11 protein-coding genes are annotated in these 12,541 nt (G+C 62.6%); 4 read left to right on the top strand and 7 right to left on the bottom strand.

The window, feature by feature from the left end:
- The first annotated feature begins 118 nt into the window (after window positions 1–118).
- A complete protein-coding gene (locus CUJ91_RS14260) occupies window positions 119–424 on the top strand; it encodes a DUF1330 domain-containing protein (RefSeq protein ID WP_114156424.1) in 306 nt (101 codons plus the stop codon).
- Window positions 425–581: 157 nt separating this feature from the next.
- Window positions 582–1,391, top strand: coding sequence for a hypothetical protein (locus tag CUJ91_RS14255; RefSeq protein ID WP_244230943.1), 810 nt, complete (start codon window positions 582–584; stop codon window positions 1,389–1,391).
- Window positions 1,392–1,556: 165 nt separating this feature from the next.
- Here CUJ91_RS14255 and CUJ91_RS14250 read toward each other — a convergent pair whose 3' ends face one another.
- Window positions 1,557–1,763, bottom strand: coding sequence for a cold-shock protein (locus CUJ91_RS14250; protein WP_007180614.1), 207 nt, complete (start codon window positions 1,761–1,763; stop codon window positions 1,557–1,559).
- Between the two features lie 548 nt (window positions 1,764–2,311).
- On the opposite strand from CUJ91_RS14250, the gene clpS reads away from it, so the two are divergent.
- Window positions 2,312–2,626: an ATP-dependent Clp protease adapter ClpS gene (gene clpS / locus CUJ91_RS14245; RefSeq protein ID WP_006050100.1), complete on the top strand. Its 315-nt coding sequence runs from the start codon at window positions 2,312–2,314 to the stop codon at window positions 2,624–2,626.
- Complete coding sequence (clpA, locus tag CUJ91_RS14240; protein ID WP_006050101.1) at window positions 2,623–4,920, top strand: ATP-dependent Clp protease ATP-binding subunit ClpA; 2,298 nt, start codon at window positions 2,623–2,625, stop codon at window positions 4,918–4,920. Before clpS ends, clpA begins: the two co-directional genes overlap by 4 nt.
- Before the next feature lie 95 nt (window positions 4,921–5,015).
- On the opposite strand, the gene dut is transcribed toward clpA, so the two are convergent.
- From dut to CUJ91_RS14210, 6 genes are all read right to left on the bottom strand, one after another.
- Window positions 5,016–5,462: a dUTP diphosphatase gene (dut, locus tag CUJ91_RS14235; RefSeq protein ID WP_006050102.1), complete on the bottom strand. Its 447-nt coding sequence runs from the start codon at window positions 5,460–5,462 to the stop codon at window positions 5,016–5,018.
- Between the two features lie 17 nt (window positions 5,463–5,479).
- On the bottom strand, window positions 5,480–6,499 hold the full coding sequence (locus tag CUJ91_RS14230) for an LLM class flavin-dependent oxidoreductase (RefSeq protein WP_029968046.1): 1,020 nt from the start codon (window positions 6,497–6,499) through the stop codon (window positions 5,480–5,482).
- 64 nt (window positions 6,500–6,563) lie between these two features.
- Window positions 6,564–7,778 carry a bifunctional phosphopantothenoylcysteine decarboxylase/phosphopantothenate--cysteine ligase CoaBC gene (gene coaBC, locus CUJ91_RS14225; protein WP_114156422.1) on the bottom strand — a complete coding sequence of 405 codons (1,215 nt, stop codon included), beginning with the start codon at window positions 7,776–7,778 and terminating at the stop codon, window positions 6,564–6,566.
- Window positions 7,779–7,918: 140 nt separating this feature from the next.
- Complete coding sequence (lspA, locus tag CUJ91_RS14220; protein WP_035569887.1) at window positions 7,919–8,425, bottom strand: signal peptidase II; 507 nt, start codon at window positions 8,423–8,425, stop codon at window positions 7,919–7,921.
- A gap of 11 nt (window positions 8,426–8,436) precedes the next feature.
- Window positions 8,437–11,274, bottom strand: coding sequence for an isoleucine--tRNA ligase (ileS, locus tag CUJ91_RS14215; protein ID WP_053858655.1), 2,838 nt, complete (start codon window positions 11,272–11,274; stop codon window positions 8,437–8,439).
- 165 nt (window positions 11,275–11,439) lie between these two features.
- Complete coding sequence (locus CUJ91_RS14210; protein WP_006050108.1) at window positions 11,440–12,435, bottom strand: bifunctional riboflavin kinase/FAD synthetase; 996 nt, start codon at window positions 12,433–12,435, stop codon at window positions 11,440–11,442.
- Window positions 12,436–12,541 lie beyond the last annotated feature (106 nt).

Below are 12,541 nucleotides of genomic sequence, written 5' to 3'. Positions count from 1 at the left end.
TAGTGCGGCTCGAATTGTCTTGTTCTTCGCGACGACTTTATCGGCGGCATTGACGCGGGCACAGTGTGAGGCTCGGGCTGCGCACAGTGCGCGGCTGTCAACCACAGGAATATCACACGTGCCAAAAGGTTATTTGATCGCACACGTCAACATCACCGACGCAAACGCTTATGCCATCTATTCAAAAGCCGCAGGCGAAGCGATAGCGAGCTTCGCCGCTAATCACGTCGCGCCAAAGGTCATCGCAGTTTCCGGCCGACACGAACATGTGGAGGGCGAGACGCACACGAAGCACATGGTTATCGAATTCGATTCGTTCGCTGACGCGAAGGCGTTCTATGAGAGCCCGGAATATCAGGCGGCGAAAGTTTTGCGCTTAGGGGCGGCGAGCGGGAATTTTGTTTTGGTGGAGGGGGCCGGTTAACTCAATCAGCCGGGTTTTCCCACGCCTAACGATCGCTGATTGCACCCACACCTCCACAGCCCCAACTTTATCGAGACGCACAACGCGCCGCCTCGGTTAAGTTACGGCGCGGCGGACGACAGCCGCCTCCCGCATGCAATCAGATAACGATCAGAACATGAACCCAGCTCACATCGCCGCAAACGTCTACGTCGCCACGCCGAGCTACGGCGCCGTCGTTACCACGGGCTACGCACTCGGACTGCTCGACCTCTACGACATGTCGTCGACACACGGTTTCGGCATTCGCGTGAACTTCAACAGTTTCGACAGCCTCATCACACGCGCGCGCAATACGATGGTCGCCGAATTCCTCGCGGACGACCGCTTTACTCACCTGATGTGGATCGATAGCGACATCGGTTTCAGGGGCGAAGACGTCGTGCGTCTCCTGCGCGCCGATCGACCCGTCGCGGCAGGCGTTTATCCGTTGAAGAACGACGGCTGGCCGGCAACCGGACTCACGCATGCGATGCCGGCCGGTTCGACCAAAGCGGACTTCCGCGCGCTTTACGCGACGTATCCGGCCGTCGCGCGCACCGACTCGCTCGAGCCGGACGCCGACGGTTTCCTCGACGCGCGCTATGCGCCGACCGGTTTCATGCTGATCCGCCGCGAGGTGTTTGTCGCGCTGATCGCGCGTTATCCGGAATTGCGGTGCCGCTCGCCGTTCGTCGGCCGCCCGGAACTCGACGAGGGCAAGACCGCCGACTTTCTTTATGCGTTTTTCGATACCGGGATCGATCCAGAGACGCGGGTATACCTGTCGGAGGACTACTGGTTTTGTCACCTGGTCGAGAGCATCGGCATCACGCCCGTCATCGATACGCGCTCGAACCTCAGCCACCAGGGCATTGCGACGTACGAAGGCGACCTTTCTCGAAGCCTCGAACTTCAGCGCTCGATGACACGCGAAGCCACACAATAAATAGCCAGCGCGACAATTTGCCCGTTATTTGGGACATCGACGATTCGCCGCGGACGGTAAATCGCCGCACCGAAAACGCACGCAAAAAAAGAAGCGAAAAAATAATCGCCCAAAAAGAAACCCGGCGCGAAGCCGGGTTTCAAAAGGACGGGTATCGAACAAGTATCAGGCGGGTGCCTGGATGTTCGATGCCTGCTTGCCCTTCGGGCCTTGCACGACCTCGAAGGTCACCTTTTGGCCTTCCTTGAGGGTCTTGAACCCATTCATCTGGATGGCCGAGAAGTGTGCAAACAGATCCTCGCCGCCTTCATCCGGCGTGATGAATCCGAAACCTTTTGCGTCATTGAACCATTTGACCGTACCAGTTGCCATTCCAACTTCCCCTGTAACTCATGTCACTACCACGAGCCCTCGAAAAGCTCGACGGCCGCGTGATGCAGCCGCTCCCTCCTCACAAGCTCACCATCGGCATTTTTTCGAAATTTGGCGCAGTGAAAAAAGTGCCAGCTTGATTGTTGAGGCTCTTTATTCGAGTGTCAAGAAAATTTTGAGATGCCCTGACACACGTTGCAAACAGGCGGTTTCCAGGGTTTTTCCCGCTTTCGTTATGTGCGGTTGCGCAAGCGGGCTGTCTTGAAAAGTCGCATAATCGTCTCACATGGTGTTCTGCGGGTCGCTCGCCGCCGGTTGCGCGAGTGGGCGGCGGTCAGCCAGCTCCGGCAGGTTGTGCGATACTCGATCCGACTGCGGCGCAGCACGGCCGCAACGCATGATCTGGACTGGAGCCGGCCCCGCAATCGGCTCGTCGAATGGCGCACGCAGGCGGTAATTTTCGCCGTGCGGTAGCGAACGGGCTCACTGGCCGGCTGGCCGGGTTTTGACAGGATTGCGGGCCTGTCCTAGTTGTTTAGAATGGGTGTATGGCGATTATCCCGGACAAGCAGGACGGCACCGTACTGGAGCGGCAGGAGAAAAAGCTCAAGCCGCCATCCATGTACAAGGTGGTGCTGCTGAATGACGACTTCACGCCAATGGAATTTGTCGTGATGATCGTGCAGGAATATTTCAATAAAGATCGTGAAACCGCAACGCAGGTGATGTTGAAGGTGCATCGCGAGGGCAGGGGAGTTTGTGGGGTCTATACGCGGGACATCGCGTCGACCAAAGTCGAGCAAGTCGTTACCCACGCACGGCAGGCCGGGCATCCGCTGCAGTGTGTGATGGAGGAAGCATGATTGCCCAGGAACTGGAAGTCAGCCTGCACATGGCGTTCATGGAAGCACGCCAGGCGCGGCACGAGTTCATAACGGTCGAACATCTCTTACTGGCGCTGTTGGACAATCCGACAGCGGCAGAGGTGTTGCGTGCATGCGCGGCCAATATCGAGGATCTGCGCCAGAACCTGCGCAACTTCATTCATGACAACACGCCGACCGTGCCTGGCACGGACGACGTCGACACGCAGCCCACGCTGGGTTTCCAGCGTGTGATCCAGCGCGCGATCATGCATGTGCAGTCCACCTCGAATGGCAAGAAGGAAGTGACCGGCGCGAACGTGCTGGTCGCGATCTTCGGCGAGAAGGACTCGCACGCGGTGTATTACCTGCAACAGCAGGGCGTGACGCGTCTGGACGTGGTCAATTTCATCTCGCACGGCATCGCCAAGACGAGCAGTTCGGACGCCGCGAAAGCGAGCGACGCGAACGCCGAGTCCGACGAAGCCGCCGCGCAGAAAGAAACGCCGCTCGCCCAGTTCACGCAGAACCTGAACCAGATGGCGAAAGACGGCCGCATCGATCCGCTGATCGGGCGCGAGTCGGAAGTCGAGCGCGTGGTGCAGGTGCTGTGCCGTCGCCGCAAGAATAATCCGCTGCTGGTGGGCGAGGCGGGCGTCGGCAAGACGGCGATCGCCGAAGGGCTCGCCTGGCGCATTACGCGCGGCGAAGTGCCGGATATTCTGGCCGACGCACAGGTGTATTCGCTCGACATGGGCGCGCTGCTCGCGGGCACCAAGTATCGCGGCGACTTCGAACAGCGTCTGAAGACGGTCCTGAAGGAACTGAAGGAGCGTCCGCACGCGATTCTGTTCATCGACGAAATTCATACGCTGATCGGCGCGGGCGCCGCGTCGGGCGGCACGCTGGACGCGTCGAATCTGCTGAAGCCGGCGCTCTCGTCGGGCACGCTCAAGTGCATCGGCGCGACGACGTTCACGGAGTATCGCGGCATCTTCGAAAAAGACGCGGCATTGTCGCGCCGTTTCCAGAAGGTGGACGTGACGGAACCTTCGGTCGAACAAACCGTGGCGATTTTGCGCGGGCTGAAGTCGCGCTTCGAAGAGCATCACGGCGTGAAGTATTCGTCGGGCGCGCTGTCGGCGGCGGCTGAGTTGTCGGCACGCTTCATCACAGATCGTCATCTGCCGGACAAGGCCATCGACGTGATCGACGAGGCGGGCGCGGCGCAACGCATCCTGCCGAAGTCGAAGCAGAAGAAGACCATCGGCAAGAACGAGATCGAGGAAATCATCTCGAAGATCGCGCGTGTCCCGCCGCAAAGCGTGTCGCAAGACGATCGCAGCAAGCTGCAAACGCTGGATCGCGATTTGAAGAGCGTGGTGTTCGGGCAAGACCCGGCCATCGACGCGCTGTCGGCCGCGATCAAGATGGCGCGCGCGGGCCTCGGCAAGCTGGACAAGCCGATCGGCGCGTTCCTGTTCTCCGGCCCCACGGGCGTCGGCAAGACCGAAGTGGCGAAGCAACTGGCGTTCACGCTCGGCATCGAGCTGATCCGCTTCGACATGTCGGAGTACATGGAGCGTCACGCGGTGAGCCGGTTGATCGGCGCGCCTCCGGGCTATGTCGGTTTCGACCAGGGCGGCCTCTTGACCGAGGCTGTCACCAAGAAGCCGCACTGCGTGCTTCTGCTCGACGAAATCGAGAAGGCGCATCCGGACATCTACAACGTGCTGCTGCAGGTGATGGACCACGGCACGCTGACGGACAACAACGGCCGCAAGGCGGATTTCCGCAACGTCATCATCATCATGACGACGAACGCGGGCGCCGAGGCAATGGGCAAGTCGGTGATCGGCTTCACGAACCGCCGCGAAACCGGCGATGAGATGGTCGACATCAAGCGCATGTTCACGCCGGAGTTCCGTAACCGTCTGGACGCGACCATCAGCTTCCGTGCGCTGGATGAAGAGATCATCATGCGTGTGGTCGACAAGTTCCTGATGCAACTGGAAGATCAGTTGCACGAGAAGAAGGTCGACGCGCTCTTCACCGACGCGCTGCGCAAGCATCTCGCCAAGCACGGTTTCGATCCGTTGATGGGCGCGCGGCCAATGCAGCGTCTGATCCAGGACACGATCCGTCGCGCGCTGGCCGACGAGCTGCTGTTCGGCAAGCTGATGAACGGCGGGCGCGTGTCGGTCGACGTCGATGCGGAAGACAAGGTGCAGTTGACCTTCGACGAGCATCCGGCGCCGCGCAATCCGAATCCGGAAGCGGTGGAAGTCGAGTAAGCGTTAGCGAGTAAGCCTGTTGCTTACTCGCCGAACAAAAAACGGCGTGGACCTCAGGGTCCACGCCGTTTTTCTTTGTGCAGAGCGAATCTGAATCAATGCTTGCCGGTGCTGCCGAATCCACCCGCGCCGCGCTCGCTTTGCTCGAACTCGTCGACGATATTGAACTGCGCCTGCACGACCGGCACGATCACGAGTTGCGCGAGACGCTCCATCGGATTCAGCACGAAGGTCGTCTCGCCGCGGTTCCACGTCGAGATCATCAGTTCGCCTTGATAATCCGAATCGATCAGGCCGACCAGATTGCCGAGCACGATGCCGTGCTTATGACCGAGACCCGAGCGCGGCAGAATCAGCGCCGCATAGCCGGGATCGCCGACGTGAATCGCGAGCCCCGTCGGCACTAATGCGGTTTGACCCGGTTCGAGCGTCAACGGCTCCTTAAGGCACGCGCGCAAATCGAGGCCCGCGCTGCCGGTGGTCGCGTACGCGGGAAGCTGATCGCGCATGCGCGCATCGAGAATCTTCAAGTCGAGTTTCATGCAGGTTTTTCGAGAGTTTAAGGAGTTGAAGCCGGGCGCCCGAGTTCGAACGCGTCGGCAAGAAGTTCATAGGAACGCAGACGCGCGCGATAGCTGCCTGCGACGGTGAGCACGATCAGTTCGTCGGCCTGGAATTGTTCCTGCAATGCATGGAGCCGCTCGGTCACGACTTCGGGCGTGCCGACGATGCTGCGCGGTTTTTCGCGATCGATCACCAGTTGCTCGCGCTCGCCGTACTCCTGCGCGATGCCTTGTTCGACGGTCGGAATCGGCTCATTCAGGCCATAAGCCATTTGCACGCGACGCAGATCGACGGCCTTTTCCAGATCCGCTGCTTCCTGTTTCGTGTCGGCGCAAATCACGAAGACGGCGGCGGCCAGATACGGTTGCTGTGTTTCCTGACTCGCCTCAAAGCGCTCGCGATACGCGCGCGCAACCTGATGTCCGAAATGCGCGTTGATGAAATGCGCGAACGCGAAGCGGATGCCCAACTGTGCGGCGAGCAGGCCGCCGAATTCGCTCGAGCCGAGCATCCATAGTTGCGGACGCGTCGGCACTTGCGGTTGCAACAGCACGCCTTGCGCGATGTGGTCGGCGGGCAGCGTGCCGTGCATCAGTCCCACCAGATCGGCCACTTGCTGCGAGAAGAATTCGCCGCGGTTGTAGTCGCCCGCAGCGACCGCCTGCGCGGTGCGCATGTCGCCGCCGGGCGCGCGTCCCACGCCGAGATCGATGCGATTCGGGAACAGCGCCTCGAGCATCATGAATTGCTCGGCGACCTTGAACGGGCTGTAGTACGGCAGCATGATGCCGCCGGAGCCGAGCCGGATGCGTCGCGTGACGCTGCCAAGGCGCGCGAGCATCACTTCCGGACATGGGTTCGACACGCCGCGCAAGCCGTGATGTTCGGCGCACCAGTAGCGCGTGTAGCCGAGGTCGTCGGCAAGTTGCGCGAGTTCGACAGTGGCGGCGATAGCGTCCGCCACCGAGTGCCCTGAGATGACGGGCGTTTGATCGAGCACGGAAAGTAGCGTCATGTCGGTGTGCTCCAGATGCTTCGGTTCGCTTCGCTTTGTGGTGTCTCGGCGGCGCGCGGCAAGTTCAGCGAATCAGGCTTGTGTCGGGCAGACGCTTCGCGATTTCCGCGATCAACGCGCGCGCGAGCGTCTGCTTGTCGGCGCGCGGCAGCCGGGTAGCACCGGCGGCTTCGAACAGGATCACTTCGTTGTCGTCCATGCCGAACGTGAGCGGCCCGAGATTGCCGATTAGGAGCGGCACATTCTTGCGCACACGCTTCTCTTCGCCATGCACTTCGAGATCGCCGCTCTCCGCAGCGAAGCCGACGGCGAACGGCGGATGCGGCAGCTTGGCCACCGAGGCCAGAATGTCCGGATTCTCGACGAACGAAAACGTGGGCAGCGCGCGGTCGGCGGCTTTCTTGATCTTGTGTTCGCTCGCGTGATCGACGCGCCAGTCGGCGACCGCGGCCACGCCGATGAAGATGTCCGCGTCCGCTACCGAACGCATCACCGCATCGTGCATCTGCTGGGCGGTCTGCACGTCCTCGCGGAACACGCCCCACGGTGTTTCGAGCGCGACCGGACCCGCGACGAGATGCACGTCGGCGCCGGCCTGCTGCGCGGCGCGCGCGAGTGCAAAACCCATCTTGCCGCTCGAGCGATTCGTGATGCCGCGAACCGGATCGAGCGGTTCGAACGTCGGGCCGGCTGTCAGCAGCACGCGCCGGCCGGACAGAATCTTCGGCGAGAAAAACGATGCGATCGCTTCGTACGTTGCCGCGGCTTCGAGCATGCGGCCGTCGCCGATTTCGCCGCACGCCTGCGGTCCCGAATCGGGGCCGAGCACTTCGACGCCGTCCGCGCGCAGTTGCGCGACATTGCGCTGCGTCGCCGGGTTCTGCCACATCTGCCGGTTCATCGCGGGCACGACGAGCAACGGACAATCGCGCGCGACGCACAACGTGGCGAGCAGATCGTCGGCCATGCCGTGCGCGAGTTTCGCGAGGAAGTCAGTGGACGCGGGCGCGATCACGATCGCGTCGGCTTCGCGCGACAGATCGATATGCGCCATGTTGTTCGCGATGCGCGCGTCCCACTGGCTCGTGTAGACGGGGCGGCCTGAGAGCGCCTGCATCGTGACGGGCGTGATGAACTGCGTGGCCGCTTCGGTCATCACGACCTGGACGGTCGCGCCGGCCTTGGTCAGAAGACGCGTGAGTTCGGCGATCTTGTAGCAGGCAATGCCGCCCGTCATGCCGAGGACGAGGTGTTTTCCTGCGAGTTCTGCGGTTGCCAACGAAAGCCTCCGACAAAGCGTGGTGACCGAGCGCGGCGCGCTTGCACCGTTGCCGGCCGTCAAAGCGGATTTCTAACGCGCGGCCGTCGAAGCGCGAAAAACCACTTCCGGCGGCCCCGCGCCTCGCAACGATCCGCCCGTTAGCGCGACCCGCGTACGCGCCGCAATTCGTCGATGACGAGCAGCACCGCACCGACCGTGATCGCGCTGTCGGCGAGGTTGAACGCCGGCCAGTGCCACGCGCGCACGTGGAAGTCCAGGAAGTCGATCACGTGGCCGTACGCGAGCCGGTCGATCACGTTGCCGAGCGCGCCGCCGAGAATCAGCGCGAGCGCCGTGCAGAACATTTTTTGCCCGCCGTGGCGCTTGAGCAGGTAGCAGATCACCAGCGCGGCGATCACGCCGAGCGCGGTGAAAGCCCAACGCTGCCAGCCGCCCGCCATCGCGAGAAAGCTGAAGGCGGCGCCGCGGTTGTACACGAGGATCAGGTTGAAGAACGACGTGACCTCATGCGCGACGCCGTAGGCAAACACCTTCTGCACCGCGATTTTCGTCAGCTGATCGAACAGGATCACGATCAGCGCGACGCCGAGCCAAGGCGCCAGCGAACTGTTGCCGGCGGACGCTTTCGATGTGGATTTCGCCATGGTTCTCGCCATTATGCCGCGCTCCTCGCCTCGCCGGTGCCGAACAGATTGCTGATGCAGCGGCCGCACAGCGTGGGGTGTTCGGCGTTCGCGCCGACATCCGCGCGGTAGTGCCAGCAGCGCTCGCACTTCAGATACTTCGACGTGATCACTTCGACGCCTTCCTCCGCTTCGCTCGCGACCTTCACGACCGTTGCCGCCGATGTGATCAGCACGAACTTGAGGTCGTCGCCGAGGCTCGTCAGCGCGTCGTAACGCGCGCCACTCGCGCGGATTTCCACTTCCGCCTGCAACGACGAGCCGATCAGGTTAGCGACGCGCGCTTCTTCCAGCGCCTTGGTCACGTCGCCGCGCGCGGCGCGCAGCAGCGTCCACTTGTCGAGCAGCGCGCCCGCGTCCGGCACGGCCGGGAACGCGTGATACGTCTCGGTGAAAATGGTTTCGCTGTTCGGCTGGAACACCTTCCACGCTTCTTCGGCGGTGAAGGAGAGGAACGGCGCCATCAGACGCAGCAAACCTTGCGCGATGTGATACAGCGCGGTTTGAGCCGAGCGGCGCGCGACCGAATCAGCAGCCGTCGTGTACAGGCGATCCTTCAGCACGTCCAGATAGAAGCCGCCGAGATCTTCCGAGCAGAACGTCTGCAGCTTGGCGACCACCGGGTGGAACTCGTACTTGTCGTAGTGCGAGAGGATGTCGTTTTGCAGATTCGCCGACAGCGCCACCGCGTAACGGTCGATCTCCAGCCAGTCTTCCACCGGGCGCGCGTTCTTCTCGTAGTCGAAGTCCGACAGATTCGCGAGCAGGAAGCGCAGCGTGTTGCGGATACGGCGATAGCCTTCCGTCACGCGCTTGAGGATTTCCTCGGAGATCGCGAGCTCGCCGGAGTAATCGGTCGACGCGATCCACAAGCGGATGATTTCCGCGCCGAGGCGATTCGCCACCTCATGCGGATCGATGCCGTTGCCAAGCGACTTGCTCATCTTGCGGCCTTCGCCGTCGACGGTAAAGCCGTGCGTCAGAAGCGCGTTATACGGCGGACGGCCGTCGAGCATGGAAGCCGTCAACAGCGACGAATGGAACCAGCCGCGATGCTGATCCGAGCCTTCCAGATACAGGTCGGCCGGGAATTGCAATTCGTCCTTGTGCGAGCCGCGCAGCACGTGCCAATGCGTCGTGCCGGAATCGAACCACACGTCGAGCGTGTCGCGGTTCTTTTCGTACAGATTCGCGTCGTCGCCGAGCAGTTCGCGCGGATCGAGCGTTTGCCAAGCCTCGATGCCGGCCTGCTCGACGCGCTTCGCGACTTCCTCGAGCAACTCGAGCGTGCGCGGATGCAGCTCGCCCGTTTCCTTGTGGACGAAGAACGCCATCGGCACGCCCCATTGACGCTGACGCGACAGCGTCCAGTCGGGACGATTCGCGATCATGCTGAAGAGCCGCTGCTTGCCCCACGACGGATAAAACGCCGTATTTTCGATGCCTTCGAGCGCGGTTTCGCGCAGCGTCTTGTCGCTGTCGTTCGGCTTCACGTCCATGCCGGCGAACCATTGCGACGTCGCACGATAGATGATCGGCGTCTTGTGGCGCCAGCAGTGCATGTAGCTGTGCGTGTACTTTTCGGTGCGCAAAAGCGAACCGGCGCTTTGCAGCGCTTCGACGATCTGCGGATTCGCCGCCCAGATCGACAGGCCGCCGAAGAGCGCGAGCGATTCGATGTAACGGCCGTCGCCCATCACCGGATTGATGATGTCGGAGTCGGCCATGCCGTGCGCCTTGCACGACACGAAGTCTTCCACGCCATACGCCGGCGACGAGTGCACGACGCCCGTGCCGGTTTCCGTCGTCACGTAGTCGCCGAGATAGACCGGCGACGTGCGCTTGTAGCTCGGATGCGCGGACGCGAGCGGATGGTTAAAGCGCAAGTTGACAAGCTTGGCGCCCGGCGTAGTCGCGATCACCGAGCCTTCCAGACCGTACGCCTTCAGGCATGCTTCGACGCGTTCCTCGGCGAGAATCAACAGGCCGCGCGGCGTATCGACGAGCGCGTAGACGATTTCCGGATGCAGGTTCAACGCCTGGTTCGCGGGAATGGTCCACGGCGTCGTGGTCCAGATCACGATGCCGCCTTCGTTGCGCGGCAGCGCGTTCAGGCCGAACGCCTGCGCGGTCTTCTCCGGCTCGGCGAAGCCGAACAGCACGTCGATGGTCGGATCGGTCTTGTCCTTGTACTCGACTTCCGCCTCAGCGAGCGCCGAGCCGCAGTCGAAACACCAGTTGACCGGCTTCAGCCCGCGGAACACGTAGCCTTTTTCCAGGATCTTCGCGAGCGCGCGGATTTCGCCGGCTTCATTCGTGAAGTTCATGGTCTTGTAGGGGTTGTCCCACTCACCGAGCACGCCCAGACGCCGGAAGCCGAGCTTCTGCTTCTCGATCTGCTCGGTCGCATACGCGCGCGCTTTCTGCATGACTTCCGCGGCGGGCAGCGACTTGCCGAACTGCTTTTCGATCTGGATTTCGATCGGCATGCCGTGGCAGTCCCAGCCCGGCACGTAGACCGCGTCGAAGCCCGCCATGTTGCGCGCCTTGACGATCATGTCCTTGAGAATCTTGTTCACCGCGTGGCCGAGGTGGATGTCGCCGTTCGCGTACGGCGGGCCGTCGTGCAGGATGAACTTCTTGCGACCCTTGCTGGCTGCGCGGATCTTCTCGTAGACCTTGCGCTCCTGCCATTCCTTGACCCATTGCGGCTCGCGCTTGGGCAAGTCGCCGCGCATCGGGAACGGCGTGTCCAGCAGGTTCACGGGGTAGCGTGATTGCGGTTTCGAATCGGCTTTCTTGTTGCTCATGATGTGGTCGCGGTGAATTCTTTATAAGCGCAGCGGGGCGCGGGTTGCGCACGGTGCGCGAGAGGGTTGGCGCGGCGGCAGGCATGTCGCGCAATGCGCGGATGTCCTTCGATACGCGCAGCGGCGGTCCATGCGGCAGGTGAACGCGCGCAGGGACCGCGGCGGCTATCTAATTCGGTCGGTGGCCGACGTGGCGAAACCGGTTGAGCGGCTGCCCGGCGTGCCCGCGCCGACGGCCGCGAACCACGCGCGCGCGTTGGCGACGTCGCGTGCAATCGCGGCGGTGAGCGTTTCGAGGTCGACGTACTTTTCCTCGTCGCGCAGCTTCTTCAGGAATTCGACGCGCACGAGCTTGCCGTAAGCGTCGCCGTGCCAGTCGAGCAGATGCACTTCGAGCAGTACGCGGCCCGAATCGTCGACGGTGGGACGCAGGCCCAGACTCGCGACGCCAGGCAGCGGTTCGTCGGTCACGCCATGCACGCGCACGACGAAAATGCCCGCGAGCGCCGGACGCTTGTGCGCGATCGGCAGATTGAGCGTGGGAAAGCCGAGATCGCGGCCGAGCTTCATGCCGTGCACGACGTGGCCGCTGATCAGATAGTCGCGGCCGAGCGCGGCGCGCGCCGCGTCGAGATCGCCGGCCACCAATGCCGCGCGCACGCCCGAGCTGGAGATGCGCGCACCGGACGGATCGGCGACCGTGGCCATTTGCTCGACTTCGAAACCGTAGTGCTGCCCTGCCGCCTTCAGCGACGTGAAGTCGCCCGCGCGCTTGGCGCCATAGCGGAAGTCGTCGCCGATCATCACCCAGCGCGCGTGCAGCCCATTCACAATAATTCGTTCGACGAACGCATCCGGCGACTGGCTCGCGAACGTGTGATTGAAGTGCTCGACGACCACGCGGTCCACGCCATTGGTGCGCAGCGCTTCGAGCTTGTCGCGCAGCATCGCGATGCGCGGCGGCGCGCCGGCCGGGTTGAAGAATTCGCGCGGGTGCGGCTCGAAGGTCATCACGCAGACGGGCAGACCGCGCGCGTCGGCCGCTGCGCGCACGTGCGCGAGCAAAGCCTGATGGCCGCGGTGGACACCGTCGAAGTTGCCGATGGTCAGTGCGCACGGCGCACGGCTTTCAGCGTTGGGAAGACCGCGGAAGACTCTCACGATAGCGCGTCGGGGTAGGGCGGGCGGGGTGCCGCAAAACAAACGATTATAAACGCTCGGCGCAACGGACGGCGGCGCCTCGCGGTTTGGGTGTCCCCGAATGATA

Origin of the sequence: Paraburkholderia graminis (assembly GCF_003330785.1) — a bacterium.
Lineage (GTDB): Bacteria > Pseudomonadota > Gammaproteobacteria > Burkholderiales > Burkholderiaceae > Paraburkholderia > Paraburkholderia graminis.
This window is presented reverse-complemented; position numbering and strand designations above follow the sequence as displayed.